Annotated in this window: 24 protein-coding genes; 11 read left to right on the top strand and 13 right to left on the bottom strand. The window is 69.9% G+C overall.

Annotated elements, in window-relative coordinates:
• Window positions 1-72 precede the first annotated feature (72 nt).
• Genes WG923_RS23505 through WG923_RS23525 form a run of 5 tightly spaced genes read right to left on the bottom strand, consistent with a single transcriptional unit; the run spans window position 73 to window position 4,776 of the window.
• The gene (locus WG923_RS23505; protein ID WP_340353438.1) at window positions 73-1,257 is read right to left on the bottom strand and encodes an acetyl-CoA C-acyltransferase; all 1,185 of its coding nucleotides are present in this window, start codon (window positions 1,255-1,257) and stop codon (window positions 73-75) included.
• Window positions 1,258-1,294: 37 nt separating this feature from the next.
• On the bottom strand, window positions 1,295-1,687 hold the full coding sequence (locus WG923_RS23510; RefSeq protein WP_340353439.1) for a Zn-ribbon domain-containing OB-fold protein: 393 nt from the start codon (window positions 1,685-1,687) through the stop codon (window positions 1,295-1,297).
• A 1-nt stretch (window position 1,688) separates the two neighbouring features.
• Window positions 1,689-2,822, bottom strand: a complete 1,134-nt coding sequence (locus WG923_RS23515) for a thiolase family protein (RefSeq protein WP_340353440.1) — start codon at window positions 2,820-2,822, stop codon at window positions 1,689-1,691.
• Between the two features lies 1 nt (window position 2,823).
• Complete coding sequence (locus tag WG923_RS23520) at window positions 2,824-3,600, bottom strand: enoyl-CoA hydratase/isomerase family protein (protein ID WP_340353441.1); 777 nt, start codon at window positions 3,598-3,600, stop codon at window positions 2,824-2,826.
• 9 nt (window positions 3,601-3,609) lie between these two features.
• On the bottom strand, window positions 3,610-4,776 hold the full coding sequence (locus WG923_RS23525) for an acyl-CoA dehydrogenase family protein (protein WP_340353442.1): 1,167 nt from the start codon (window positions 4,774-4,776) through the stop codon (window positions 3,610-3,612).
• Between the two features lie 166 nt (window positions 4,777-4,942).
• Here WG923_RS23525 and WG923_RS23530 point away from each other — a divergent pair, with 166 nt between their 5' ends.
• From WG923_RS23530 to WG923_RS23545, 4 genes are read left to right on the top strand one after another with little or no spacing between them, the layout of a single operon-like run.
• On the top strand, window positions 4,943-5,899 hold the full coding sequence (locus WG923_RS23530; RefSeq protein WP_340353443.1) for a Bug family tripartite tricarboxylate transporter substrate binding protein: 957 nt from the start codon (window positions 4,943-4,945) through the stop codon (window positions 5,897-5,899).
• Between the two features lie 16 nt (window positions 5,900-5,915).
• Complete coding sequence (locus WG923_RS23535) at window positions 5,916-8,069, top strand: acetate--CoA ligase family protein (RefSeq protein ID WP_340353444.1); 2,154 nt, start codon at window positions 5,916-5,918, stop codon at window positions 8,067-8,069.
• Between the two features lie 2 nt (window positions 8,070-8,071).
• A complete protein-coding gene (locus tag WG923_RS23540) occupies window positions 8,072-8,476 on the top strand; it encodes a Zn-ribbon domain-containing OB-fold protein (RefSeq protein ID WP_340353445.1) in 405 nt (134 codons plus the stop codon).
• Window positions 8,473-9,630 (top strand): thiolase, encoded by a 1,158-nt coding sequence (locus WG923_RS23545; protein WP_340353446.1) that lies wholly within the window; start codon window positions 8,473-8,475, stop codon window positions 9,628-9,630. Before WG923_RS23540 ends, WG923_RS23545 begins: the two co-directional genes overlap by 4 nt.
• 282 nt (window positions 9,631-9,912) lie before the next feature.
• Here WG923_RS23545 and WG923_RS23550 read toward each other — a convergent pair whose 3' ends face one another.
• A complete protein-coding gene (locus tag WG923_RS23550; protein ID WP_340353447.1) occupies window positions 9,913-10,686 on the bottom strand; it encodes an enoyl-CoA hydratase/isomerase family protein in 774 nt (257 codons plus the stop codon).
• A gap of 58 nt (window positions 10,687-10,744) precedes the next feature.
• Between WG923_RS23550 and WG923_RS23555 the strand changes: the two genes are divergently transcribed.
• Window positions 10,745-12,841: a 3-hydroxyacyl-CoA dehydrogenase NAD-binding domain-containing protein gene (locus WG923_RS23555; protein ID WP_340353448.1), complete on the top strand. Its 2,097-nt coding sequence runs from the start codon at window positions 10,745-10,747 to the stop codon at window positions 12,839-12,841.
• Between the two features lie 120 nt (window positions 12,842-12,961).
• Here WG923_RS23555 and WG923_RS23560 read toward each other — a convergent pair whose 3' ends face one another.
• The 4 genes from WG923_RS23560 to WG923_RS23575 are packed head-to-tail and all read right to left on the bottom strand — an operon-like array spanning window position 12,962 to window position 16,982.
• Window positions 12,962-13,816, bottom strand: coding sequence for an IclR family transcriptional regulator (locus WG923_RS23560; protein WP_340353449.1), 855 nt, complete (start codon window positions 13,814-13,816; stop codon window positions 12,962-12,964).
• A gap of 36 nt (window positions 13,817-13,852) precedes the next feature.
• Window positions 13,853-14,989 (bottom strand): acyl-CoA dehydrogenase family protein, encoded by a 1,137-nt coding sequence (locus tag WG923_RS23565; protein WP_340353450.1) that lies wholly within the window; start codon window positions 14,987-14,989, stop codon window positions 13,853-13,855.
• A gap of 8 nt (window positions 14,990-14,997) precedes the next feature.
• Entirely contained in the window at window positions 14,998-16,164 is a 1,167-nt protein-coding gene (locus tag WG923_RS23570) for an acyl-CoA dehydrogenase family protein (RefSeq protein WP_340353451.1), read from the bottom strand.
• A gap of 8 nt (window positions 16,165-16,172) precedes the next feature.
• Complete coding sequence (locus tag WG923_RS23575) at window positions 16,173-16,982, bottom strand: enoyl-CoA hydratase/isomerase family protein (protein ID WP_340353452.1); 810 nt, start codon at window positions 16,980-16,982, stop codon at window positions 16,173-16,175.
• Window positions 16,983-17,052: 70 nt separating this feature from the next.
• Here WG923_RS23575 and WG923_RS23580 point away from each other — a divergent pair, with 70 nt between their 5' ends.
• The 6 genes from WG923_RS23580 (at window position 17,053) to WG923_RS23605 (ending at window position 22,483) form a co-directional block, all read left to right on the top strand.
• The gene (locus tag WG923_RS23580) at window positions 17,053-17,595 is read left to right on the top strand and encodes a nuclear transport factor 2 family protein (protein WP_340353453.1); all 543 of its coding nucleotides are present in this window, start codon (window positions 17,053-17,055) and stop codon (window positions 17,593-17,595) included.
• Window positions 17,596-17,694: 99 nt separating this feature from the next.
• Window positions 17,695-18,663: a Bug family tripartite tricarboxylate transporter substrate binding protein gene (locus WG923_RS23585; protein WP_340353454.1), complete on the top strand. Its 969-nt coding sequence runs from the start codon at window positions 17,695-17,697 to the stop codon at window positions 18,661-18,663.
• A gap of 4 nt (window positions 18,664-18,667) precedes the next feature.
• Entirely contained in the window at window positions 18,668-19,459 is a 792-nt protein-coding gene (locus WG923_RS23590) for a 3-hydroxybutyrate dehydrogenase (protein ID WP_340353455.1), read from the top strand.
• A 15-nt stretch (window positions 19,460-19,474) separates the two neighbouring features.
• The gene (locus WG923_RS23595) at window positions 19,475-20,716 is read left to right on the top strand and encodes a CaiB/BaiF CoA transferase family protein (RefSeq protein ID WP_340353456.1); all 1,242 of its coding nucleotides are present in this window, start codon (window positions 19,475-19,477) and stop codon (window positions 20,714-20,716) included.
• Window positions 20,717-20,735: 19 nt separating this feature from the next.
• On the top strand, window positions 20,736-21,710 hold the full coding sequence (locus tag WG923_RS23600; protein ID WP_340353457.1) for a Bug family tripartite tricarboxylate transporter substrate binding protein: 975 nt from the start codon (window positions 20,736-20,738) through the stop codon (window positions 21,708-21,710).
• Window positions 21,707-22,483 (top strand): SDR family NAD(P)-dependent oxidoreductase, encoded by a 777-nt coding sequence (locus WG923_RS23605; protein ID WP_340353458.1) that lies wholly within the window; start codon window positions 21,707-21,709, stop codon window positions 22,481-22,483. The genes WG923_RS23600 and WG923_RS23605 overlap by 4 nt, the downstream gene beginning before the upstream one ends.
• A 28-nt stretch (window positions 22,484-22,511) precedes the next feature.
• On the opposite strand, the gene WG923_RS23610 is transcribed toward WG923_RS23605, so the two are convergent.
• The 3 genes from WG923_RS23610 to WG923_RS23620 form a co-directional block, all read right to left on the bottom strand.
• Entirely contained in the window at window positions 22,512-23,279 is a 768-nt protein-coding gene (locus WG923_RS23610) for an SDR family NAD(P)-dependent oxidoreductase (protein WP_340353459.1), read from the bottom strand.
• Entirely contained in the window at window positions 23,279-24,472 is a 1,194-nt protein-coding gene (locus WG923_RS23615) for a CaiB/BaiF CoA transferase family protein (RefSeq protein ID WP_340353460.1), read from the bottom strand. The genes WG923_RS23610 and WG923_RS23615 overlap by 1 nt, the downstream gene beginning before the upstream one ends.
• A gap of 485 nt (window positions 24,473-24,957) precedes the next feature.
• Entirely contained in the window at window positions 24,958-25,350 is a 393-nt protein-coding gene (locus WG923_RS23620; RefSeq protein ID WP_340353461.1) for a VanZ family protein, read from the bottom strand.
• Window positions 25,351-25,463 lie beyond the last annotated feature (113 nt).

A 25,463-nucleotide genomic window follows, 5' to 3' on the forward strand; every position in this document is an offset into this window, starting at 1 on the left:
GTTCCTCGCTGGGTAGGTTTCGTTGCCGCAGGACCGCCTGGCGTCGGAGGCGGCCACCTTGCGTTGCATGGCTCAGAAGATCTCGAACAGGCCGGCCGCCCCCATGCCGCCGGCGATGCACATGGTGACCACCGCGTACTTCACGCCGCGGCGGCGGCCTTCGATCAGCACGTGGCCCGCGAGGCGCGCACCCGTCATGCCGAAGGGATGGCCGATGGCGATCGAGCCGCCGTCGACATTGAGCAGTTCGTCGGGGATGCCCAGCTGGTCGCGGCAGTGGATCGCCTGCGAGGCGAAGGCTTCGTTCAGTTCCCACAGGCCGATGTCGCGCACCTCCAGGCCGTGGCGCGCGAGCAGCTTGGGCACGGCGAATACGGGCCCGATGCCCATCTCGTCGGGCTCGCAACCCGCCACCGCGAAGCCGCGGAAGGCGCCCAGCGGCTGCAGGTTGGCGCGCTCGGCGGCCTGGCGCTCCATCATCACGCACGCCGAAGCGCCGTCCGACAGCTGCGACGCATTGCCGGCGGTGATGAACTTGCCCGGCCCCTTCACCGGCTCGAGCCTGGCGAGTGCTTCGTAGGTGGTGCCCGGGCGGTTGCAGGTGTCGCGGTCCACCGTCACCTCGCGCAGCGTGAGCGCGCCGGTGGCCTTGTCGGCAACGGCCATCGTGGTCGTCACGGCCACGATCTCGTCGCGGTAGCGCCCGGCTTCCTGGGCTTCTTCCGTGCGGCGCTGGCTCTGTGCCGAGAAGCGGTCCTGCGCCTCGCGGCTGATGCCGTAGCGTTGCGCCACGATGTCGGCCGTGTCGATCATCGCCAGGTACAGCTCGGGCTTGTGCTCCACGATCCACGGATCGCTGCCGCCTTCGGCGCCGGCCACCGGCGGCTTCAGCCCCGAGATGCTCTCGACGCCGCCGGCCACGATGGCGGCCTCGCCGTCCAGGACGATGCGGCCGGCCGCTTCGGCGATCGCCTGCAGGCCGGACGCACAGAAGCGGCTGACGGTGGTGCCCGCCACGCTCACGGGCAGGCCGGCGCGGATCGCGGCCTGGCGGCCGATGTTGCGCGCCATGCGGCCCTCGGGGTTGCCGCAGCCGAGGATCACGTCCTCGATCCGGCCCGGGTCGATGCCGGCGCGCTCCACCGCCGCTCGCACGGCGAAGGCCGCGAGCGTGGGCCCCGGCGTCACGTTGAATTCGCCGCGGTGCGCCTTGGTCAGGGGCGTGCGGGCGGTGGAGACGAAGACGGCTTCACGCATGCAGGTTTCCTTCGGTGTGGTCGGTCATTCCCGACTTTCAGGGCGCCAGGCGGAACCGCGCCAGCGCGGTCTCGCCTTCCCACTCGATCTTCAGTTCAACGGGCGCGTCTCCGTTGAGCGACGCGTTCGCAGCGACGATGTTGGTCAGCAGCCGCGGCCCCTCGGCCAGCTGCACCAGCGCCACGTTGTACGGCAGGCGCGCTTCGAAGGCCGGGTGGTAGGCCGTGTGGTACACGACCCAGCTCACCAGCGTGCCCTTGCCGCTGGCGCGCTCCCACTGCGGATCCGGCTGCAGGCACTGGGGGCAATGCCGGCGCGCCGGCAGGAAGGCATGCCCGCAGCGGCAACGCTGGATCACGAGATGGCCTTCGCGCAGCGCGTCCCAGAAGGGGCGGCTCAGGTCGGTGGGTTCGGGCTTGGGCAGCTCCATCTCAGTTCCCCAGGATCAAGGTGGAGTGGGTGTGCATGGTCCCGCCCTGGTTGCTCACCAGGCACAGCCTGGCCCCCGGCACCTGCAGGGTGGCCGTGCCGCGCATCTGGCGCACGCCTTCCATCACCAGCTGCAGGCCCGGCATGCCGGTTTCCGACAGCAGGCCGCCGCTGGTGTTGATCGGCAGCCGCCCGCCGTGCTCGATCGCGCCATCGGCGACGAAGGCGCCGACCTCGCCCTTGCGGCAGAAGCCGTAGTCCTCCAGCGTCATGAGCACGGTGATGGTGAAGCAGTCGTAGAGCTGGGCGACGTCGATGTCCCGCGGCTTCACGCCCGCCATCTCGAAAGCGGTCTGGCCGGAACGCGCTGCCTCGGTGGACGTGAGCGTGGCGCGCTGCGGCAGCTCGAAGGAGGTGTGGCCCTGGCCGAAACCGAGCACCGGCACCGGCTGCGCCACGCCGAGTTCGCGGGCACGCTTGGCACTCATCACGACCAGCGCGGCGCCGCCGTCGGACACCAGCGCGCAGTCGTCGCGCCGCAGCGGCTCCACCACCCACGGCGAAGCCATGTACTGGTCCATGTCCAGCGGCGCGCGCAGCTGCGCGTGCGGGTTGGCGGCACCGTGCTTGCGGCACGCCATCGCCACCGCGGCGAAGGCCTCGGGCCGGGTGCCGTATTCGATCTCGTGCCGGCGATGCACCATCGCGTAGCCGGCAGCGGTGGAGAACCAGCCGTAGGCGGCGTCGTCCCCGCGCGGGCGGCCGAAATGCCCGCGGTTGCCGGTGCGGGGCGTATCGGCGTAGCAGACCAGCGCCACCTCGCACTGGCCAGCCTCGATGGCCATGATGGCGAAGGACAGCAGGGTGATGTTCGCCGCGCCGCCCTGGTCCCAGGCGCCGCCGATGCGCGGCATGATGCCCAGGGCCTCGGCCACCTTCTGGCCGTACATGAACTGGTGCGCGGAGCTCGGCACCTTGACGAAGACGGCGTCGACGACCGACTTGTCGATGCCCGCGTCGGCCAGCGCGTTGCGGCAGGCCTCCACGTTCAGCGACACGGTGTCGCTGCCGGGGAGCTTGCCGAAGGCCGTGTGGCCGATGCCGGCGATGACGTGCCGTCCGCTCAGGCCCGCCATCTCAGTTCCCCGTGAAGCGCGGCTCGCGCTTGTCGGCGAAGGCCTGCTTGCCCTCGGCCGCGTCTTCGCTGCCCTGCAGCGCCTTCTGCACGAATTGCTCGAAGCGCAGGCCGGCGGCCAGGCCGTCCTGCTGGCTGCGCAGCGCGAGTTCCTTGATCGCCTGTACCGCCAGCGGCGCATTCGCCGCGACGCGGCGCGCCAGGTCGAGCGCGGTCGCCATGACCTGGTCGCCGGGAACCACGCGGTTCACCAGCCCCCAGCGCGCCGCCGTCTCGGCGTCGATCGCGTCGCCGATCAGCAGCATCTCCATGGCGATCGCGTGCGGCAGTTGCGCCGGCAGCCGCTGCGTGCCGCCGTTGGCCGGGATGATGCCGCGCTTGACTTCGCTGAGCGCGAAGGTCGCATGCGAGGCCGTCACGCGCAGGTCGGTGGCCAGCATCAGCGTCATGCCGCCGGCCAGGCAGTGGCCGTTGATGGCGGCGATCACCGGCTTCCAGATCTCCATCCCGCGATTGAGCAGCATGCCCTTCTGCGTCTGCCACAGCTCGGACATCGGCGCCTTGCGGCCGATCCAGGACTTCAGGTCGGCGCCGGCGCTGAACACCTTGTCGCCCGCGCCCGTGACGATGGCGACCCGGATCGCGTCGTCGTCGCGCACGCGCGTCCAGGCCTCGGACAGCGCCTGGTAGTGCTCCGCATCCAGCGCGTTGCGCTTCTCGGGGCGGTTGATGGTGATGACGGCGATGCCGCCATCGAGCACGGCCAGATCGATCGACATGGATGTTCCTTAGCGGCTGCCGAGGAGGTGACGGGCCAGCACCATGCGGTGCACTTCGGAGGGGCCCTCGCCGATGCGCTTGATGCGCAACTCGCGGTACCAGCGCTCCAGCGGAAGTTCCTGCGAGACGCCGAGGCCGCCCAGGATCTGGATCGCGCGGTCCACCACGCGGCCGGCCGTCTCGGTGGCCGTCACCTTGGCGATCGACGAGGCGATCTTCAGGTCGCCGCGGCCCAGGTCGGCGATCCACGCGGCCTGCCATGTCAGCAGGCGGGCGGCGCGCAGTTCCATTTCGCTGTCGGCGACCATCCACTGGATGGCCTGCTTGTCGGCCAGCTTGCTGCGGAAGGTCTCGCGCTCCTTGGCCCAGTCGATCGCGATCTGCAGCGCCGCCTGCGCCACGCCGATCGTGCCGGCGGCGTAGGGGATGCGGCCTTCGACCAGCCACTTCTCGCAGATCGCGAAGCCCTGGCCTTCCTCGCCCAGGCGGTCTTCCACCGGGATCTCGACGTCCTTGAACGTGATCTCGTAGGGCGCGTAGGACCGGATCACCGGGATCTTCTTGAGGCTCATGCCTTCCGGATTGCCCTTGACGATGAAGGCCGTGATGCCGCCGCGGTCGCCCTGCTCGCCGGTGCGCGCGAACACGATGCCCCAGTCGGCGCCCTGGGCGCCCGTGATCCACATCTTGCTGCCGTTGAGGATGTACTTGTCGCCCTTGCGCACGGCGCGCGCGCGGATCGAGCGGGCCGGGTCGGCGCCGCCGGAAGCCTCGCTGATCGCGAAGTAGATCTTCTTGCCCTGCCGGATGCCCGGGATGCCGTAGCGCTCGATCTGGTCCTTGGTGCCGAGCCAGATGGCGTTCGGGGGATCCGCGCCGAAGGCGCCGCAGGCGGGCACGTAGGCGCCCATGCGGCACTTGGCCGCTTCCTCCGCCACCACCGCCTGGCCCAGCAGGCTCAGGCCGGCGCCGCCGTATTCGGCCGGGGAGCGCACGCACCACAGGCCGATCTGGCGCGCCTTGGTCTGCACGCGGTCCAGCGCGTCGGCGGGCAGTTCGTAGGCGTCGTGGGGCAGCTTGTCCTCGGCGGGCTTGACTTCCGCGGCCATGAAGCGAGCCACGGTGTCCTGGATCTGGCGGAGTTCTTCGGGAAGCTCCCAGCTGTCAGTGCTCATGGGGGTGTCCGGGGTTGGCTGAAAAGTGGATCGGATTCTTGCACGTGGAACTCGGTTCGTCAAACGGAACTTCGCTTGCCGTCGTCCGCCACCGATGCCATAATGGATTCGCGTCCACACAGCGGAACTCTGCGGTTCCGCCCATCCATCCCGGAGACACTTGCCCATGGTTTTCCAGCGCTTCCTGCGGCCCCTGCTCGTCGCCGCCACCCTCTTCGCCTCGGTCGCCGCCACGGCGCAGGTCACGCGCATCGTCGTGCCCTTTAATGCCGGCGGCGCCACCGACAGTTACGTGCGCGCCATCGCCGACGAGATGACGAAGCGCGGCATCCAGACCATCGTCGACAACAAGCCGGGCGCCTCCGGCATGATCGCGGCCGATGCCGTGGCCCGCGCCAAGCCGGACGGCCTCACGCTCTTCATGGGCTCCAACAGCACGCTGGCCAACAACGTGGTGCTGTTCGAGAAGATGAGCTACGACCCGTTCAAGGCCTTCACGCCCGTCTCGCACATCGGCTACCAGCCCAGCATCCTGATCGCGCGCGCCGACGCCCCGTTCAAGGACCTCAAGGAATACGTCGCCTATGCCAAGGCCCACCCCGGCAAGATCAACCGCGCCTCGGTCGGCGCCGGCAACATCACCAACCTGGCCGGCGTGATGCTGGACAAGGCGGCCGGCATCAGCACCACCCACGTGCCGTACACCGGCGACCCGCTGGCCATCCAGGCCCTGCTGAGCGACCAGGTGGATGTGTACGTCGGCTCCCTCACGCTGGCGATGCCGCACACGCAAAGCGGCAAGCTGCGCGTGCTGGGCGTGTTCGACGACAAGCGCCTCGAGCAGATGCCGCAGGTCCCCTCGCTCAAGGAAGCCGGCTACAACCTCGACGCCTATGCCTGGTACTGCCTCGTCGCCCCGACGGGCACGCCGGCGGCCACCGTGGACAAGTTGAACAAGACCATCAACGAGATCCTCGCGAGCAAGGACTTCGCGGCCAAGGCCATGCAGCAAGGCGTGGTGCGCCGCGGCGGCAGCCCGCAGGACCTGGGCCGCTTCATCCGGGCCGAATACGACAAGTGGGCACCGCTCATCACCGAGCTGGGCCTGGCCAGGAAATTCTGATCCGCAGCGTCGCCGCATGACCGCCTCCGCACCCCGCCCCCTGTACCGCCCCGAGGAACTGGCGCGCACCTTCGCGCCGCGCAGCATCGCCGTGGTCGGCGTGTCGACCAACCCGGCCTCCTTCGGCTCCATCACCTACGCCAACATCGCGGGCCCCGGCCGCTTCGCCGGCCCCGTGTACATGGTCAACGCGAAATACGAGCGCATCGGCGAGCAACCCTGCTACCCATCGATCGCGGCCCTGCCGGAAACGCCGGACTGCGTCTTCATCGCCGTGCCGCGCGACGCGGTGGAGGCGATCGTTGCCGAATGCGCGCAGCGAGGGGTCGGCGGCGTCGTGCTGTTCTCCTCGGGCTTCGGCGAGACGGCGATCCCGGAACGCGTCGCGCAGCAGCAGCGGCTGGTGCGCATCGCGCAGGAAGCCGGCATGCGCCTGCTGGGGCCCAACTGCGTCGGCTTCATGAACTACGGGCTGGGGGTGATCGGCACCTTCGGCACGGCTTCGTACAAGGGCGCGCCGCGGCCCGGCGCCATCGGCCTGGTGAGCCAGTCCGGCGCGGTGGGCGCGGCGCTCGCGCAGGCACAGGAGCACGGCACCGCGCTGAGCCACCTGCTCACCTGCGGCAACGCGAGCGACGTCGACGTCGCGGACCAGGTCGCGTACCTCGCGGCCGATCCGTCGTGCAAGGCGATCGCCTGCGTGTTCGAGGGCATGTCGGATCCTTCGCGCTTCCTCGCCGCCGCGGCCCTGTGCAACGAAGCCGGCAAGCCGCTGGTGGTGCACAAGCTGGGCACCAGCGAACGCGGTGCGCAGGCGGCGGTTTCGCACACCGGCTCCGTTGCCGGTTCGCAGGCGGCGTATCGGGCGGCGTTCGAGCGCGCCGGCGTGATCATGGTCGACGAAGTGGAGGCACTGCTCGATACCTGCTCCTTCTTCGCCAAGGCACCGCCGCCGCAGGCGCGCGGCGTGGCCGTGGCCGCCGTCTCCGGCGGTGCCTGCATCATGCTGGCCGACAAGGCCGAACTGCACGGCGTGGACCTGCCGCATCCCGGCGAGGAAACCATGGCGGTGCTGGAGCGCCTGATCCCCGAATACGGCGCGCCTGGCAACCCCTGCGACATGACGGCGCAGGTGCTGTCCACCCCGCAGCACCTGAACGAGTGCTTCGAGGCGCTGATGGCGGACCCGCGCTACGGCGCGCTGGTCGTGCCGCACACCTACGCCTACGCACCGGCCACCGCCCGCATCGAGATCCTCGGCAGGGCCGCCGCGAAGCACGGCAAGGTCGCGTGCAACGTCTGGCTCACGCAGCACCTGGAAGGGCCCGGTGCCATCGAGAGCGAGCAGAACCTGAACGTGGCCACCTTCCGCTCCATGAACCACTGCATGGCGGCGCTGGCGGCCTGGCACCGGCGGGCCGACTGGCTGTCGACGCAGGCGCAGCGCGAAGCGCGCGTGTCTCCCGCCGGCGCGCGCGACGTCGCCGCGGCCCTGATCGCCGCCTCGCCCAACGCCACGCTCACGGAGCGCGAAGGCAAGGAAGTCCTGGCGGCCTACGGCGTCCCCGTGGTGCGCGACCTCCTCACCCACGGCAGCGAGGAAGCCGTGCGGGCCGCGACGCAGGTCGGCATGCCCGTGGTGCTGAAGGTCGAATCGCCCGACATCCCGCACAAGACCGAAGCCGGCGTGATCCGGCTGAACGTGCGCAGCGAAGCCGAAGTGCGCCGCGCCTACGAGGAAGTGATGCGCAACGCGCAGGCGGTGACGCCGGCGCCGCGCATCACCGGCGTGCTGGTGCAGCCCATGGTGCCCCAGGGCACCGAGATCATGGTGGGCGCGCGCGTCGATCCGCAGTTCGGTCCCATGGTCGTCGTAGGCCTGGGCGGCGTCTTCGTGGAACTGCTGAAGGACACGGCCGTGCGGCTCGCTCCGGTGGGCCCGCGCGAGGCGCGCAAGATGCTCGGCGAGCTGAAGGCGCAGCGGGCGCTGCAGGGCTTCCGCGGCTCCGAGCCGGTGGACCTGGAGCGTCTGGCGGACACCATCGCCCGCATCTCGGAGTTCGCGGCCGACCAGCGCGATCGCATCTCGGAGCTCGACGTCAATCCCCTGATCTGCGCCGGCGAACGCATCATCGCCGTCGACGCGCTGATCGCCCGGCAGGCCCGATGACCATGAACGAACTCCCCTCTTCGCTGGCGGCGCCGCTCCCGCAGTCGCCCCTCGAACAGTACCGCGCCTTCCTCGCGCGCGGCGAACTGGCGTACCAGGTCGACGCCGACGGCCGCGCGCTGTTCTACCCGCGCGTCGGAGCGCCGAACGGATACCGCGGCGAACTGCGCTGGGCCACCAGCCGCGGCCTGGGCACGGTGTACGCCGTGACGACGATCGCGCCCAAGGGCGAGCCCGCGTACAACGTGGTGCTGGTCGACATGGACGAGGGCTTCCGCCTCATGAGCCGAGTCGAGGGCATGCCCGCGGAGCAGGTCCGCATCGGCCTGCGCGTGAAGGTGCGCGTGCACCCGGCGGAAGGGGACGAAGGCCCTTATCCCGTGTTCGATCCCGTGGAGAACGCATGAAGGCCACCCTCACCCGCGGCGCCGCCGCCATCGTCGGCGTGGCCGAATCGGACCTGGGCGAAGTCGCCGGCGGCATGAGCGTCGTTGACCTCATGGCCCAGGGCGTGCACCGCGCGCTGGCCGACTGCGGCCTCGCGCTGGCCGACGTGGACGGCGTGTTCGCCGCCGCCGGCCAGAGCCGCATGCCCAGCACCGCCCTGTGCGAATACCTGCAGCTCAAGCCGCGCTACCAGGACTGCACGATGATGGGTGGCTCCTCCTTCATGACGCACGTGGCGCACGCGCAGGCGGCGATCGAGGCGGGGCTGTGCGAAGTGGCCGTGATCGCCTACGGCAGCACGCAGCGCAGTGCCGGCCGCAAGAACACGGCGCCGCGCGAGTTCAACCCCTACGAGACACCGTACCGGCCGGTGACGCCGGCCAGCGCCTACGCCCTTGCGGCCTCGCGCCACATGCACCAGTACGGCACCACGCGCGAGCAGCTCGCCCAGATCGCCGTCGCCGCGCGCCAGTGGGCGCTGATGAATCCGGCGGCGTGGGAGAAGACGCCGCTGACCGTGGAGGACGTTCTGAAGGCGCGCATGGTGAGCCATCCGCTGACGGTGCGCGACTGCTGCCTGGTCACCGACGGCGGCGGCGCGCTGGTGATGACGTCCGCGGCGCGCGCGAAGACGCTGCGCAAGCCGCCGGCCTACGTGCTGGGCGTGGGCGAGAACATCAGCCACCAGAACATCAGCAGCATGCCGGACCTCACGGTCACCGGCGCGGCCATCTCCGGTGCGCAGGCCTATGCGATGGCCGGACTGAAGCCCGAGGACATCGACGTGGTCGAGGTCTACGACGCCTTCACGATCACGACGCTGCTGTTCCTGGAGGACCTGGGCTTCTGCCCGAAGGGCGAAGGCGGCCGTTTCGTGAGCGAGGGAGCGATCGCCCCCGGGGGACGGCTGCCCGTCAACACCAACGGCGGCGGGCTCTCGTACTGCCATCCGGGGATGTACGGGCTGTTCGTGCTGATGGAGGCGGTGCGGCAGTTGCGGGGGGAGTGCGGGCAGCGGCAGGTGCCAGGGTGTGATACCGCGATCGCGCACGGGAATGGCGGAGTCTTGTCCAGCCAGAGCACGGTGGTGCTGGGGGGTGCGAGTACGGTTTGACGTGCGCCCTGTGGCCCGGACCAGGAGGGGACAGTCCGGCTCGGCGACTGTCCCCCGGCGCGGATGAGAACCGTTGCCCGTGATGGCACTGCGTCCGCGCCTCCTCCTGATGTCGCTGAGCCGGACTGTGTCCCCTCCTGGTCCTGCACTGCGCCGGATCCGGGGAGTTCGCGTGCCCTGCAATGGCTCCGATGCCTGACCAACGAGTTTCAACGGAGCCACCGGCCTTCGACGCCGCACGACGCAGGATCAGCCCGAGGGAAACAAGCGCCCGCCGGGTTACTAGCGCCCCACGAACTTCGGCTTGCGCTTCTCCCCGAAAGCAGCACGCCCCTCCGCATGGTCCTCCGTCTGCGACAGCTGCGGCCCGATCAACAACTCCGTTTCGAGGAACTGCTCCAACGAAGGTGCGACGCTGGCAGCGAACATCTGCTTGGCCATGGCGAGCGCCAGCCCCGGGCCTTCGGCGTACTGCGTGGCGAGCGCCAGCGCTTCGTCGAAGACGCGAGCGTCTTCCACCAGCCGCGTCACCAGTCCCAGGGCATGCGCCTCCTCGCCGCCCAGCTTGCGCGCGCTGTAGACCAGCTCCCTGGCCTGCGAGAAGCCCATCTGGCGGGCCAGGAACCAGATCGCACCGCCGTCGGGCGCGAGGCCCACCTTCGTGAAGACCTGCGAGAAGTTGGCCTGCGCCGACGCGACCACCACGTCGCAAGCCATGGCGAGGCTGAAGCCGATGCCCACCGCGGGGCCGCGGACCGCCGCGACCACCGGCTTGTCGAGCCCGTGCACGGCGCGGATCATGGCGTGCATCGTCTTCATGCGCTGGCGCGAGCCGGCGAGGTCGCGCCCGCCCATCTTGCCGACGTCCGCGCCGGAGCAGAAGGCCTCGCCGGCACCGGTGAGGAGCACCGCGCGGACCTCGTCCTGTTCGGCGAGATCGCGGAAGGCCGCCAGCAGCGCCCGCCGCATGTCGAGATCCAGCGCGTTGCGGGCCGCGGGGTTGTTCAGGGTGACGATGGCGACGGCGCCGCGGCGTTCGAGGTCGATGCTGCTCATGCGAAGATGATACGAGTTTCGCTTGCCGGAATCAATTCCGAAAACTAGAATCGCGGCCATGGCTAGCGAAAACTACTCCCTCCACGGCGGCGTGGCCGTCCTCACGCTGAACAACCCGCCCGTGAATGCCATGGGCCACGCGGTACGCCAGGAACTGGCGGCCAACCTCGACGCGGCCTGGAGCGATCCGGCCGTGAAGGCGATCGTGATCATCGGCGCCGGCAAGCTCTTCTGCGGCGGCGCCGACGTGAAGGCCTTCAACACACCCGCCTCGCGCGCGGAGCCGAGCTCGCGCACCATCGTGCGCCGGATCGAGGAGTCGGCGAAGCCCGTGATCGCCGCGATCCATGGCAGCGCCCTCGGGCTCGGCCTGGAGTTCGCCATGGGCTGCCACTACCGCATCGCCCAGCGCGGCGCGAAGCTGGGCCTGCCGGAGGTGAAGCTGGGCCTGCTGCCCGGCGGCGGCGGCACGCAGCGCCTGCCGCGGCTGGCGGGCGTGGAGGCCGCAGTGCGCATGATCATCGAAGGCGATCCGGCCAGCGCGGACGAAGCGCTGGGCATGGGGCTGGTCGATGAAGTGGCCGCGGGTGAGCTGCTGCCGGCGGCGCTGGCCTTCGCCGGGCGCGTCGCGCAGCGCAGCGACCATCCGGTGGCCTCGCAGCGCCAGGCGCCGGCGCCGGCGGACCCGAAGTTCTTCGAGACGCAGCGTGCGAGGATCGCCGCCGGCAAGCGCGGCCTGCCCGCGCCGCTGGAATGCCTGGCCTGCATCGAGGCGGCGGTCACGCTGCCCTTCGACGAAGGCATGAAGTTCGAGCGCGAGCGCTTCGACGTGCTGGTCAACGGCACCGAGTCCAAGGCGCTGCGCCACCTGTTCCTGGCCGAACGCGCGGCGGCCAAGATCGCCGGCCTCCCCACCGACACACCCGCGACCGAAGTGCGCAAGGTCGGCGTGATCGGCGCCGGCACCATGGGCGGCGGCATCGCCATGAGCTTCGCCAGCGCCGGCATCGAAGTCGTGCTCCTGGAGACGAAGCCGGAGGCGCTGGACCGCGGCCTGGCCACGATCCGCAAGAACTACGCGGGCACCGTCGCCAAGGGCAAGCTGGCCCAGGAGGAAGCGGACCGCCGCGTCGCCCGCATCCGGCCGACACTGGAGATGGCCGACCTGGCCGGCGCCGACCTCGTGATCGAGGCCGTGTTCGAGGACATGGGCGTGAAGAAGGAGCTGTTCGGCAAGCTCGACGCCCTGTGCAAGAAGGGCGCCGTGCTGGCCACCAACACCTCGCGCCTGGACGTCAACGAGATCGCCGCCAGCACCTCGCGGCCGGCCTCGGTGATCGGCCTGCACTTCTTCAGCCCGGCCAACGTGATGCGCCTCGTCGAGGTGGTGCGCGGCCGGGAGACCTCGCCCGAGGTGATCGCCACCTCCATGACCGTGGTGCGCAAGATCGGCAAGCTGCCGGTGCTGGTGGGCGTGTGCGACGGCTTCGTCGGCAACCGCATGGTGGCGCAGTACGCACGCGAAGCGGAGTTCCTGCTGGAGGAAGGCGCGACGCCGCAACAGGTGGACGGCGCCCTGAAGAAGTTCGGGCTGGCCATGGGCCGCTTCGCGATGTCCGACCTGGCCGGCCTGGACATCAGCTGGTCCAGCCGCAAGCGCCAGGCCGCCACGCGGCCCGCGCACCTGCGCTACTCCAGGGTCGCCGACCGGCTGTGCGAGCTGGGGCGTTTCGGCCAGAAGACGGGCGCGGGCTTCTACAAGTACGAGGCGGGCAGCCGCACGCCGGTGCCTGATCCGCTCGTCGACGAAATCATCGAACAGTGCGCGAAGGAAGCCGGCATCACGCGCCGCGCGGTCAGCGACGGGGAGATCGTGGAACGCTGCATCTACGCCCTGGTGAACGAAGGCGCGAAGGTGCTGGAGGAAGGCATCGCGCAACGCTCCTCCGACATCGACCTGATCTACGTGAACGGCTACGGCTTCCCGGCGTGGCGCGGCGGGCCGATGTTCTACGCGGATACCGTGGGGCTGGCGCAGGTGTACGAGCGCATCCGCGAGTTCCACCGGCAGCATGGCGAGTTCTGGACGCCGGCGCCGCTGCTGAAGCGGCTGGTGGAGGAAGGCAAGAGCTTCAAGGATTTCGTGCCGGAGTAGGCTGGCGGTGAGGCCCGAAGGGCCCGAACCCCAGCGCTGGCGCAAGCGCGAAGCGCTGTGGTTCGGGCGCTTCGCGGCTCACCATCAGCCCACGAAACCCGCCGCGCGGCGGGTCGCGTCCTAAGCTGTCGCGGCCGACTTCTTCGCCGGCGGCTTCTTCTTCGCGGCGGGCTTCTTCCTGGGCGGCGCCTCGTCGCGGTCCGTGGACGTGTCCGACATCAGCAGCTTCATGTCGATCCCGTGCTCGGGACTGGCGCCGAGCCGGTTGGAGATGTCGCGGCCGGCCGTCATCATGATCTCGGCGAGTTCCTGGTCGCGCGAGTCCACGCGGATGCTGGGCCCCGTCAGCGCCAGGCAGTGGCGCACCGCGCCCTTCATGTCGAAGATCGGCACGGCGATCGCCGTGAGGCCCGAGACGCGCTGGCCGCGCGTGAGCGCGTAGCCCTGGCGGCGGAAACGCGCGAGTTCGCGATCGAAGGCCGCGCGGTCGAAGTCGGGCGTCTTCATGTTCGCCTTGACGACCTTCTCCAGTTCGTCGGGCTCCATGTAGGCCAGCAGGATGCGGCTGCTGGCGCCGAGGAACAGCGGCATGTGCTGCCCCTGGCGCGCCATCGACATCAGCGGCGCCGGCGTGTCCACCACTTCCAGCACCATGCGGTCGACGCCGACGATGGTGTTGAGGGTGATGGTTTCCCTCGTCTGCTCGTTGACCTGCAGCATCACCGGGCGCGCGATCTCGCGGATGCTCAGCGTGCTGCGCACCAGCCCGCCCAGCCGCGCCATCTTGAGCGACAGGCAGTACTGCTGGTTGTCCATGCGGACCAGGAAGCCCGCGCGCTCGAGCGTGTTGACGAGGCGGAAGGCCGTCGTCTTCGGCATGCGGATGCGCTCGGCGATCTCCTGCAGCGACAGGCTCAGGTGCTCGTTGTCGTAGGCATCGAAGATCGCCAGCGCACGCCCGACAGCTCGAATCATGACTTCCCTTCCCGGTCCCCGTTTCGGACGGCGGAACTATACCGCAAGGGTGTCTTCCTGCAGGGTGGCGAAGCGGCGCCGGTGGGCGCTGGCGTTGCCGAGCCACGCGGACAGGACGAGAGCCCGCTTGAGGTACAGGCCGGCGTCGTATTCGTCGGTGAAGCCGATCGCGCCGTGCAGCTGGATCACCTCGCGCGTCACGCGCAGGCCGGCGTCGCTGGCCCGCGCCTTGCAGCGGCTCGCCAGCCGGGCGCGCGCGACCGGGTCGCCGTCCGCGTCGAGCTCGCGCAGCGCGTCCTGCAGCACCGCCCGCAGCAGCTCCTGCTGCACGTACAGGTCCGCGGCCTTGTGCTGCAGCGCCTGGAAGCTGCCGATCGCCTTGCCGAACTGGACGCGCTGGCGCATGTAGCCCAGGGCCATCTGCAGCGCGGCTTCCATCACGCCCAGCATCTCGGCGCCGGCCAGCACGGCCGCTTCGTCCAGGGCGCGTTCCAGCGGCGCGAGGTCGTCGCTGACCACCTCCTGCGCCTTCACCCGCACGCCCTGCAGTTCGAGCAGGCCGCTGGGCGTCTCGTCGGCGCGCCACTCGTGGCGCAGCGTCAGGCCTGTCGCATCGGCCGCGACCCAGTAGAGGCCGAAGCCCTCGTCGTTCCGGGCCGAGACCACGAAGCCCCCCGCCCCCGCCGCGCCCGCGACGAAGCGCTTGCTGCCGGTGAGCCGCACGCCAGTGCCGTCGGCCTCGGCCCGCGTGGCGATCGCCTTCGGATCGATGCCGCCCTGCGCTTCCTGCCAGGCGACGCAGGGCAGCCTGCGGCCCTCCACCAGCTGCGGCAGCAGCGACTCCTTCAGGGCCTCGTTCGTGCCGTGCTGCAGCACCCGCCCGGCGAAGACCGCCGGCAGCGCCGGGTCGGCCATCAGGCCCTTGCCCAGCTCCTGCAGCACGACCGCCATCTCGGCGAAGCCGAGACCGAGCCCGCCGTGGTCTTCCGGTACCAGGATGCCGAGCCAGCCGAGCTCGGCGATGTGGCGCAGCGTGCCGGCTTCGTAGCCGGGCAGCGTGCGGCGCCGCTCGCGCAGCTTCTTCATATCGACGTTGCGGCCCACGAAGTCGGCCGCGCTTTCGCGCAGCATGTCGATTTCCTGCTGCGATGGAACTGTGTTCGTTTCCGGCATGGCGTTTCTCAGGAGGGCAGGTCCAGCACGTTCTTGGCCAGGATGTTGCGTTGCACCTGGCTGGAGCCGCCGTAGATCGTGAAGGCGCGGCATTCCAGGAAGGGGTAGAGGATGTCGAGGGACTCGCCTTCCACATCGACATCGCCGATCAGGCCGCCGAGGTCGCCCGCGGCCTCGACCATCAGCTCGGTCACGCGCTGGCAGGTCTCGGTCGCCCAGATCTTCAGCATTGACACTTCGAAGCCGAAGCTGCCGCCGGTGCGCATGATCTGCGCGAAGCGCTCGTAGGCCGAGGCGGCATCGAGCACGTCCATCGTGACCTGCGCCAGCTTGTCGACGAACACGGGGTCGTCCATCTTGCCGCTCGCCTTGGCCAGCATCTTCAGGCGCAGCAGGGCCAGCATCGACTGGCGCGGCGAGCCGGACCAGATCCGCTCGAAGCCGAGCAGCGCCTTGGCGACGTTCCAGCCTTCGTTGAGGCCGCCCACCATGTTGGCCACGGGCGTGCGCACATCGTCCAGGAAGACTTCGCACAGCTCCTCGTGGCCGGCGATGTTGCGGATCGGGCGCACCGTCACCCCCGGCTGCCGCATGTCGATCATCACGAAGCTGATGCCGGCCTGCTTCTTCACCGTCTTGTCGGTGCGCACCAGCGCGAACATGTGGGTGGCGTCGAAGGCCACGCTGGTCCAGATCTTGGAGCCGTTGATGACGAATTCGTCGCCCTCGATGCGCGCCTCGGTGCGCAGGCTCGCCAGGTCGGAGCCGGCGTTCGGCTCGGAGTAGCCCTGGCACCAGGTGTGCTCGCCCGAGAGGATCTTCGGCAGGAAGCGCTGGCGCTGTTCGTCGGTGCCGCGCGCGATCAGCAGCGGGCCGATATTCATCAGGCCCTGGTCCATCACGCGCGGGGCGCCGCTGCGCTCCAGCTCCTCCAGGTACACCAGCACCTTGGATTGCGACAGGCCCATGCCGCCCCATTCCTTCGGCCACGCGGGCACGAGCCAGCCATGGTGCGACATGGTGAGGTACCACTCCTTCACCTCGGCCCAGCGCGGGCGGCGGCTCAGGTAGCGCAGGTGCTGCGGCACGTGGGCATCGAAGAACTCCCGCGCCACGCGCCGGAATTCCTCGTCGGACAGGGCGTTCCAGTCCCTCTGTTGCGCGGTTTCGCTCATGGCCGGCCTCAGTTGCCCTTGAACACCGGCGGCCGCTTCTCCAGGAAGGCCTTGGCCGCCTCGTGGTGGTCGCGCGAATTGATCGACAGCATCTCGTACGCGATCGACGCGTCGAGGATCAGGTTCAGCTGCTGCTTGATCCACTTGTTGACGGACAGCTTGGTCCAGCGCACGGCCAGCGGCGGCAGCGCGTTGAGTTCGCGCGCGATGACCATCGCCTCCTCCACCACCTGCTCCGCCGGCACGGCGTGGTTCAGCAGGCCCATCGCCTGCGCTTCCTTGCCGCTCATGAGCTTGCCGCGCATGAGGAATTCCTTGGCGCGGTTCGGGCCGACCAGGATCGGCCAGATCACCGCTCCGCCGTCGCCCGCGACCAGGCCCACCTTCACGTGGGAGTCGCCGAACTTGGCCGTCTCGGAGATCACCGTGGAGTCCGCGAAGAGGGCCAGCGTGGCGCCCAGGCCGACCGCGTCGCCGTTGATGGCGGCGATGATCGGCTTTTCCACCTCCAGGATGTTCTGGAACAGGCGCTTGGTGGAAGCCGGCGTGTCCAGCGAGAACTGCCAGCCTTCGTCGGTGCCGTAGCGGTTGACCATGCGCTTGATGTCGCCGCCGGCCGAGAACATCTTGCCGGCGCCCGTCAGCACGATCACGTTCACTTCCTTGTCTGCCTGCAGGTCGAGGAAGACGTGTTCCAGCTCCGCGTGCATCTCGGCGTGGATCGCGTTGCGGTTCTCCGGCTGGTTCAGCGTGAGGGTGGCGATGCCGGCGTCGCGCTGGATCGACAGGAAGCGGTAGCGGGAATAGTCAGGGTTCATGAGGGGCGCCTCGCGGTGGTGGTGAGTCCGTGGTGTGGACGTGATTCCATTTTCGTCGTATTCTCGGGACATGGAACAAGCCTGTCAAGCCGACCTGCGCGCCTTGCTGGACAAGGAAGCGATCCGGGAGTGCCTCCTGCGCTACTGCCGCGGCATCGACCGCGCCGACGAAGAGTTGCTGCGTTCGGCCTACTGGCCGGACGCCCACGACTCGCACGGCGCCTATGTCGGGCCGGTCGATGGCTTCATCGAACAGGCGCTGCCGCGGCTGCGCTCCGGCGGACGCGGCGTCCACCAGGTCAACAACATCCTGGTGGAACTGCATGGCGACCGCGCGGCGGTCGAAAGCAGCTTCCTGGCCCTGCAGACCAACGCCGCCGCGCCGGCGCTGGAAACCTTCCTGTGCGGCCGCTACCTCGACCGGTTCGAGCGCCGCGGCGGCACCTGGCGCATCGCGCAGCGCACGGTGGTCTACGACTGGATCGAGGAGCGCACGCGGCCCGAACTGGCGCAGGAGAACGCGGCGCTGTTCGCCCGGCGCCAGCCCACGGGCACGCGCTCGCCAGCCGACCCGGTGTACGCCTTCCTCGAGGGCGTGCGGACGGGGCGCTGACCGCCGGCGCTTGACCGGTGCGTCGCCAACATCCAGAATGGATCAACTTCCACACGGCGGAACTCACGCAAGTCCCGCCTCCGCTTTCCGGAGACTCTCATGCCTTTCCCGCGCAAGCTCCTCTATTCCGTGGCCGCGGCCGCGACCCTGGTGCACGGCACCGCGAACGCCGCCTGGCCCGAGCGCCCGGTGCGCATCGTGGTGCCCTACGCACCCGGCGGCTTCACCGACGTGCTCGCCCGGCTGGTCGGCACCAAGCTCGCCGAGAAGCTGGGGCAGCCGGTGGTCGTGGACAACAAGCCGGGGGCATCCACCATGCTCGGCGCCGAAGCGGTGGCGCGCGCCCCGGCCGACGGCTACACGCTGCTGATGGCCACCACCAGCACCCTCTCCACGAATCCGCTGATGTTCCGCAAGATGCCGTACAAGACGGCGGACTTCGTCCCGGTGGCGCTGGCCGGGCTCACGCCCTTCGTGCTGGTGGCGCATCCTTCCGTCCCGGTCAAGGACGCGGCAGGGCTGGTGAGCTATGCCCGCGGGAATCCCGGCCGGCTCAACTTCGCCATGCTCGGCCCGGGCTCCTCCACGCACCTGGTGGACGAGATGCTGCGGTCGGCGGCGAAGGTGGACATTCCCGACGTGCCCTACAAGGGCTCCGGCCCCGCCAGCAACGACCTGCTCGCCGGCCACGTGCAACTGAACTTCGACGCGGTCTCCACCGCCATCCCGCGCATCCGCAGCGGCCAGTTGAAGGGGCTGGGCATCACCTCCGACACGCGCTCGCCCCTGCTGCCCAACGTGCCGACCTTCAAGGAATCGGGCCTGCCGCAGATGGTCGCCTACTCCTGGTACGGCCTGATGGCGCCGGCCGGCACGCCGGCCGCGGTGGTGGAGCAGCTCAATCGCAGCGTGAACGAAGTGCTCAGGCTGCCCGAGATCCAGGCGCAGCTGGATGCCAACGGTGCCAATGCGCCGGCGCTGGACCCCAGGCAATTCGGCGCGCTGATCGCGGAGCACACGCACACCTGGGAGCGCATCGTCAAGCCGATGAACCTGCAGCTGGATTGAGGCGATGGCGAACACCCTGAAGGATCGCGTCGCGCTCGTCACCGGCTCCACCGACGGCATCGGGCTGGCGAGCGCCCGCGCGCTGGCGGCCGAAGGCTGCAGCGTGATGCTCAATGGCTTCGGCGAGGCGGATGCGCTCGCCGCGCTGTGCAGCGAACTCTCGGCGGCGTACGGCGTGGAGGTCGCGCACTCGCCGGCCGACCTGCGCGAGGAAGCAGCCGCCAGCGGACTGGTGGGCGAGGCCGTGGCGCGCTTCGGCCGCGTCGACATCCTGGTGAACAACGCCGGCACGCAGCACAAGGGCCTGGTCGAAGACCATCCGCCCCAGCGCTGGCGCGAGGTGATGGCCCTGAACCTCGATGCGGCCTTCCACACCATCCGCACCGCCCTGCCCGGCATGCGCGCGCGCGGCTGGGGCCGCATCGTGAACGTCGCCTCGGTGTACGGGCTGGCCGGCGGCGTCGAGCGCAGCAGCTACGTGGCTTCCAAGCACGGCCTCGTGGGTCTCACCAAGGCGGTGGCGCTGGAAACCGCGACGACGCCGATCACCTGCAATGCCGTGTGCCCGGGCGACGTATCGACCCGGATCTTCTATCGCAATGCCAAGCTGCTGGCCGAACGCGAGCAGATCACGCGGGCGGAGGCGCAGCAGCGCATAGCCGCCGCCAGCATGCCTTCGGGGCGCGTCGTCGCGCCGGAGCAGGTCGGCGCCTTCGTGGCCTTCCTGTGCAGCGAAGCCGCGGGCGAGATCCGCGGCGCCGCGCTGCCGATGGACGGCGCATGGCTCGCACGATGAAGCCGGAGTGATCGGATGGAAAGCAGCCAGGCCACCGGGGCCCTCTCCCATGTGCGCGTGCTCGACCTGAGCCGCGTGTTCGCCGGCCCCTGGGCCGCGCAGATGCTGGCCGACCTCGGCGCCGAGGTGATCAAGGTGGAGCGCCCGCACGAAGGCGACGATTCGCGCCGGCTCGGTCCGCCCTTCCTGCGCGACGACGCGGGCGAATACACGCGCGACTCCGGCTTCTTCCTCAGCGCCAACCGCAACAAGAAATCGATCACGGTGGATATCTCCCGCCCCGAAGGCCAGGAGATCATCCGCACGCTCGCGCGCGGGTGCGACGTGCTGATCGAGAACTACAAGGTGGGCGACCTCGCGCGGCACGGGCTGGACTACGCCTCGCTGCGGGGGCTGAATCCGCGCCTGGTGTACTGCTCGATCACCGGCTTCGGCCAGACGGGGCCCTATCGCAAGAAGCCGGGCTACGACTCGATCTTCCAGGGCATGGGCGGGCTGATGGCGATCACGGGCCATCCCGACGACCAGCCGGGCGGCGGCCCGCAGAAGGTGGGCCTGATCGTCTCGGACCTGATGGCCGGAATGTATGCCTCGGTCGCCATTCTCGCGGCGCTGGAGCATCGCGATGCCGTGTCCGGCCAGGGGCAGCACATCGACCTGGCCCTGCTGGATTCGCAGGTGGCGGCGCTGTCGCATGCCGCCATGGGCTATCTCGTCGCGGGCGACCCGGTCCCGCGCAGCGGCACCGTGTCGCCGACGGCCGCGCCTTCGCAGATGTACCGCTGCCAGGACGGCTGCGTGATGCTGGTGGTGGGCAACAAGGCACAGTGGCAGAAGTTCGCCGCGGTGATGGGGCGGCCGGATCTCCCCGCCGATGCGCGCTTCGTGACCAACCAGGACCGCATCCGCCACCGCGCGGAGCTCAACGCGATCCTGGATCCGATCTTCCTGTCCCGCCCCAGGCAGCACTGGATCGACGCGCTGGCCGAAGCCGGCGTGCCCTGCGGCCCGGTCAACGAATTGCACGAGATGTTCGCGGATCCGCAGGTGCGCGAGCGCGGCATGGTGGTGCACCTGCCGCATCCGCAGCGCGAGGCCATGCCGATGCTGGCCAACCCGATCCGGCTGTCGCAGACGCCCGTGCAGTACCGCATGCGGCCGCCCGCGCTGGGCGAACACACCGACGAAGTGCTGGCCGACCTGCCGGGCTTCGACGCGGCCCGCCGGCAGGCGCTGCGCGACGCGGGCGTGATCTGAATTCAACCAGGGAGACCGCATGAGGAACTTCACCCGGGCAGGGGCCCTGCTCGCAGCACTCGCCCTGTGGGCTTGCGCGGTGCAGGCGCAGCAGGCCTACCCCGGCAAGGCGATCCGGCTGGTGGTGCCCTTCGTCACGGGCGGCGCGACCGATATCGCGGCGCGCACGATCGCGGTGGAAATGGGCCAGACGCTGGGCCAGCCGGTGCTGGTGGAGAACCGGCCGGGAACGGCGGGGGCGCTAGGCGCCGACGTGGTCGCGAAGGCGGCACCCGACGGCTACACCCTGTGCCTGTGCACCGTCGGCCCGCTGGTGACCGCGCCGCTCGTGAATCCGGCGGTCGCCTACAAGCCGCTGCAGGACCTGGCACCGGTGAGCCTCGTCGCCTTCGCCGAACTGGGCGTGTTCGCGCGCGGCGACCTGCCCGCGTCCTCGCTGCAGCAACTGGTGGAGGCTGCGCGCAAGGCTCCGGGCAAGTTCACCTTCGCCACCACCGGCGAGGACGGCCCCAACTACATGGCCTTCAAGCTGCTGGAACGGCGCGCCGGCATGCAATTGCTGCACGTGCCCTACAAGGGCGACGGCCAGGCCGTGGTGGCCCTGGGCGGCGGCGAGATCGACTTGTTCGTGGGCGGGCTGCTCTCCGCGCAGCCGCTGATGAAGGCCGGCCGCGTCAAGGCGATCGCGCTGACGGGCGCGACGCGTTCGGCCTCGGCGCCCGAGGTGCCCACGGTCGCCGAATCGGGCTTCCCGGGCTTCGAGCACAGCATCTGGATGGGCGTGGTCGTGCCGGCAGGCACGCCGGCCGCCGTCGTCGACCGGCTGCACAAGGCCATCGCGGCGGCGACGCGCCAGCCCAGGGTGCGCGAGACCTTCGCGCTGCAGGGCCTGGTGCCGGTGGGCGGCACGCCGCAGGAATTCGGCGACGCGATCCGGCGCGACACCGCCAAGTACCAGGAAGTGCTGCAACTCATGGCGGGAGCGAAGAAGTGACCGACAAAGACCAACGATCGACGAACTCGCTCGCCGGCCGCATCGCTCTGGTGACCGGAGCCGGCTCCGGCATCGGCCGCGCCAATGCGCTGGTGCTCGCCCAGCGCGGCGCTGGTGTGATCGTGAACGACTTCGATGCCAGGGCCGCCGAGGAGACGGTGGCGCAGGTGATCGCCGCGGGCGGACGCGCGCTGGCCTGCGTGGCCGACGTCAGCGATTCCGCAGCCGTCGCGGCGGCCATCGCGGCGGCGGCCAGCGAGCTGGGCGACATCGATATCCTCGTCAACAACGCCGGCATCGCCAGCCGCCAGGAGGCCTTCCTCGAGGTCGACGACGCACGCCTGGAACGCATGTTCGCGGTCCACGTGAAGGGCACCTGGTTCTGCACGCGCGCGGTGCTGCCCGGCATGCAGCGCAAGGGCCGGGGCAAGATCATCAACACCTCCTCGATCCTGGGCCTGAGCGGACGCCGCCGCAGCTCGCACTACGCGGGCGCGAAGGCCGCCCTGATCGGGCTGACCAAGGCCTGGGCCAGGGAGTTCGCCGAGTGGAACATCCAGGTGAACGCCGTGGCGCCGGGGCGCGTGCGCACGCCCATCCTGGGCGCCTACGCGGAAACCGAGGCCTACCAGCGCGACCTGAAGGCCAACGTGCCGGCGGGACGGCGCGCCGAGCCGGAGGAAATCGGGTACCTGGTCGCCTTCCTCGCGTCGGCCGAGGCCGACTACCTGACGGGCCAGGTGATCAGCCCGAACGGCGGCGAAGTGATCTGAAGGGCCGCACGGCGCGCGCCGCGCGGCATCAGCAGGCGGTGAGCCCGCCGTCGACGGAGAGCACCACGCCGTCGACATAGCTGGCCATGTCGGAGGCGAGGAACACCGCCGGCGCCGCGATCTCGTGCGGCTGGCCGAGGCGGCGCGCGGGAATGCGCGCGAGGAAGCCCTCGAGGCGTTGCGGATCGTTCCGCGTGGCCTCCGTCATCGGCGTCTCGATCACGCCGGGTGCGAGCGCGTTCACGCGGATGCCGTCGCGCGCGAAGTCGCCCGCCAGCGATTGCGTCAGCAGCTTGAGCGCGCCCTTCGATGCAGAGTAGGCCGCTGCACCACGCTGGCCGTGCAGCGCCGCGCCGGAGGCGACGTTGATGATGTTGCCGCGCGTGCGGCGCAAGGCGGGCAGCCAGGCCTGGATCGTGTTCAGGGCGCCGAAGTAGTTCACGTCCATCATGCGGCGGGCGTTCTGCGCGGCGTCGCCGGCGTCGACCGGCTGCCGGATGATGATGCCGGCGTTGTTCACCAGCACGTCGATGTCGCCGATCTCGGCGCCGATGCGATCCGACAGGGCTTGCACGGCCGCCGCATCCGTCACGTCCAGCGCGAAGGCCCGGCACTGCGTGCCGAAGGCGGACGCGAGCTCCAGCGTGCGCGCGCAGGCTTCGGCGCTGCGGTCGGTGGCCAGCACGCGGGCGCCGGCCGCGGCGAAGGCCACGCTGATCGCCTGGCCGATGCCGCTGGCCGCGCCGGTGACCAGCGCGAGCTTGCCCGTGAGCAGGGGCGCCGGCACGGGCGGCATCACAGCACCTGCTGGGCGCGCAGCCGTTCGACCTGCGCGGCGTCCAGGGACAGGCGCTCCGTGAGGATCGCCTCGGTGTCGGCGCCGAGCGCGGAGCTCGGCTTGTACGGCACCATGCCGTCTTCGCCCGCGAAGCGTAGCGGGCTCGTGTTCACCACGATGCGGCCGTACTCCGGGTGCTCGATCCATTGCAGCGAGCCGCGCGCGTGCAGGTGCGGGTCGTTCACGACCTCCGCCAGCGTGCGCACCGGTGCGCAGGGCACGCGGTTGCGGATCAGGAGCTCGAACAGCTCGGTCTTGCCGTAGGGGCGCGTGAGGTCTCCGATCGCCGCGTCCACGGCGTCCATGTGGGCGCAGCGGTCCTGCACCGTGCCGAAGCGCGGGTCTTCCGCCAGCTGCGGCGCGTCGAGCGCGTCGACGAGGTAGCGCCAGTGCTGGTCGTTGTTGGTGATGATGGCGATGTAGCCGTCGCGCGTGGGGTACACGTTGTAGGGGCACAGCGACAGGCCGGTGTGGCGGTTGCCGGTGCGCGGAACCTCCTGCCCGCCGGAGCCGTAGTACAGGCCGAGCCCCGAGGCCAGCGTGGGGTACACCGCCTCCATCATCGAGACTTCCACGCTGCGGCCGCGGCCCGTGCGCTCGCGCTCGAAGAGGGCGGCGGAGATGGCGCCGAACAGGTGGATGCCGGCGAGGAAGTCGGCCACCGCGGGACCGGCCTTCACGGGCGGCGCGTCCTGGTAGCCGGTGGTGTCGATCACGCCCGCCATGGCCTGCACGGTGAGGTCCATCGCGGGGAAGTCGCGGTAGGGGCCGGTCTTGCCGTAGCCGGAGCCGGAGGCATAGATCAGCCTGGGATTGGCCTTGCGCAGCACGTCCTCGCCCAGGTCCAGCCGGTCCATCACGCCGGGTGCGAAGTTCTCCACCAGCACGTCCGCCTTCTCCACCAGTTGCAGCAGCAGCGCGCGGCCCTCGGTGGTCTTGAGGTTCAGCGTCATCGTGCGCTTGTTCGCATTGAGCATGGCGAAGGGCATCGCCGCGCCGCTGGAGCCCGAACGCTTGCGCAGGTGTTCGCCGCCGGGCGGCTCGATCTTGATCACCTCGGCGCCGCCTTGCGCGAGCAGGAAGGTGGCGTACGGACCGTTATAGATCTGCGTCAGGTCCAGGACGGTGACGCCGGCGAAGGGGTAGGACATGCGGGGGGCTCCAGTTCCCTCGCATTCTACCTTCCAGTTCCATTTTTCTGCAATATCTGCAAAAAATGGAACTCATCGACTGCGCGACAGGCAGGCGGCGCGGGCTTGATCCCGCGCTTCCGGTCGCGGCCTCGCGGCCTCGCGGCCTCGCGGACATCTGTGCCATGGAATCAGAGGCCGTGACAACGCGGAACGCCGCTAAGAGCCCCGGAGAAAAAGCGGCCGCACGAGGCGGCCGTAAAGTGGAGTTGCCCGCCCGCAGGGAGCCAGCGGGCAGCGCGTATTCTTCGGGGACTGTGCGCTGTCGAGCGCGCACGCTCATCGCGTCGGCGCTTTCGCCAGTGCACCTCGGCACACTGGTGCCCCTGAAGGCAGGAGGGGCTGCCAAGTGCGACGATCCTGGCAGCCAGGGTTGCGTCCGGTGACGCGCAGCGCTTGCGGCAGGCGAATGCAGTGGCGCCCGCTTGCCCGGGCAAGCCCAGGGGTCAGGATTCGCTGTTCTCGCCGACCCAGTGAGTGGAGAGCTTGTAGTCGTCCGGAAGGCTGTCGGAGCCCCATGCACGGGTGAAGAGCCAGGCGATCCCGAAGCCGGCCACGCCACCGGCGACGTCCATGAGGACATGCAGGACCGCCGCTTCCCGGCCGGGGATCAGGATCTGCACGAGCTCCATCAGGGCACCCAGGGCGAGAACGGCGAGCGCCACGTGCCAGGCGCGCACGCCGCGCCAGGCCAGGTGCGTCAGGAACGCGAGCACTCCGAAGGCCAGCATGTGATCCAGTTCGAAAGCCGGCGCCACCGTGTCGAGGAAGTTCATCAGGCGTTTGAGCCAGGTGAATTCCCGCAGGAGGGCCTCGAGCACGCTGTACGGCAGAAGCATCGCGGTGACTACCGCTGCCAGGACCAGGAGGAAGACAGCTCGAAGCAGAGACTTACGACCTACATGCATGGCACCTATCATAGCCGCAGCTCGATCGCAATCCCCCGGTTGGT

It is taken from the genome of Ramlibacter sp. AN1133, assembly GCF_037890035.1.
Taxonomy (GTDB): Bacteria; Pseudomonadota; Gammaproteobacteria; order Burkholderiales; family Burkholderiaceae_C; genus Ramlibacter.

Bases quoted from the DNA above. Each gene is read 5' to 3' on its own strand.
- WG923_RS23505 (WP_340353438.1), bottom strand. From the start codon at position 1,257: ATGCGTGAAGCCGTCTTCGTCTCCACCGCCCGCACGCCCCTGACCAAG.
- WG923_RS23510 (WP_340353439.1), bottom strand. From the start codon at position 1,687: ATGGAGCTGCCCAAGCCCGAACCCACCGACCTGAGCCGCCCCTTCTGG.
- WG923_RS23515 (WP_340353440.1), bottom strand. From the start codon at position 2,822: ATGGCGGGCCTGAGCGGACGGCACGTCATCGCCGGCATCGGCCACACG.
- WG923_RS23520 (WP_340353441.1), bottom strand. From the start codon at position 3,600: ATGTCGATCGATCTGGCCGTGCTCGATGGCGGCATCGCCGTCATCACC.
- WG923_RS23525 (WP_340353442.1), bottom strand. From the start codon at position 4,776: ATGAGCACTGACAGCTGGGAGCTTCCCGAAGAACTCCGCCAGATCCAG.
- WG923_RS23530 (WP_340353443.1), top strand. From the start codon at position 4,943: ATGGTTTTCCAGCGCTTCCTGCGGCCCCTGCTCGTCGCCGCCACCCTC.
- WG923_RS23535 (WP_340353444.1), top strand. From the start codon at position 5,916: ATGACCGCCTCCGCACCCCGCCCCCTGTACCGCCCCGAGGAACTGGCG.
- WG923_RS23540 (WP_340353445.1), top strand. From the start codon at position 8,072: ATGAACGAACTCCCCTCTTCGCTGGCGGCGCCGCTCCCGCAGTCGCCC.
- WG923_RS23545 (WP_340353446.1), top strand. From the start codon at position 8,473: ATGAAGGCCACCCTCACCCGCGGCGCCGCCGCCATCGTCGGCGTGGCC.
- WG923_RS23550 (WP_340353447.1), bottom strand. From the start codon at position 10,686: ATGAGCAGCATCGACCTCGAACGCCGCGGCGCCGTCGCCATCGTCACC.
- WG923_RS23555 (WP_340353448.1), top strand. From the start codon at position 10,745: ATGGCTAGCGAAAACTACTCCCTCCACGGCGGCGTGGCCGTCCTCACG.
- WG923_RS23560 (WP_340353449.1), bottom strand. From the start codon at position 13,816: ATGATTCGAGCTGTCGGGCGTGCGCTGGCGATCTTCGATGCCTACGAC.
- WG923_RS23565 (WP_340353450.1), bottom strand. From the start codon at position 14,989: ATGCCGGAAACGAACACAGTTCCATCGCAGCAGGAAATCGACATGCTG.
- WG923_RS23570 (WP_340353451.1), bottom strand. From the start codon at position 16,164: ATGAGCGAAACCGCGCAACAGAGGGACTGGAACGCCCTGTCCGACGAG.
- WG923_RS23575 (WP_340353452.1), bottom strand. From the start codon at position 16,982: ATGAACCCTGACTATTCCCGCTACCGCTTCCTGTCGATCCAGCGCGAC.
- WG923_RS23580 (WP_340353453.1), top strand. From the start codon at position 17,053: ATGGAACAAGCCTGTCAAGCCGACCTGCGCGCCTTGCTGGACAAGGAA.
- WG923_RS23585 (WP_340353454.1), top strand. From the start codon at position 17,695: ATGCCTTTCCCGCGCAAGCTCCTCTATTCCGTGGCCGCGGCCGCGACC.
- WG923_RS23590 (WP_340353455.1), top strand. From the start codon at position 18,668: ATGGCGAACACCCTGAAGGATCGCGTCGCGCTCGTCACCGGCTCCACC.
- WG923_RS23595 (WP_340353456.1), top strand. From the start codon at position 19,475: ATGGAAAGCAGCCAGGCCACCGGGGCCCTCTCCCATGTGCGCGTGCTC.
- WG923_RS23600 (WP_340353457.1), top strand. From the start codon at position 20,736: ATGAGGAACTTCACCCGGGCAGGGGCCCTGCTCGCAGCACTCGCCCTG.
- WG923_RS23610 (WP_340353459.1), bottom strand. From the start codon at position 23,279: ATGCCGCCCGTGCCGGCGCCCCTGCTCACGGGCAAGCTCGCGCTGGTC.
- WG923_RS23615 (WP_340353460.1), bottom strand. From the start codon at position 24,472: ATGTCCTACCCCTTCGCCGGCGTCACCGTCCTGGACCTGACGCAGATC.
- WG923_RS23620 (WP_340353461.1), bottom strand. From the start codon at position 25,350: ATGCTTCTGCCGTACAGCGTGCTCGAGGCCCTCCTGCGGGAATTCACC.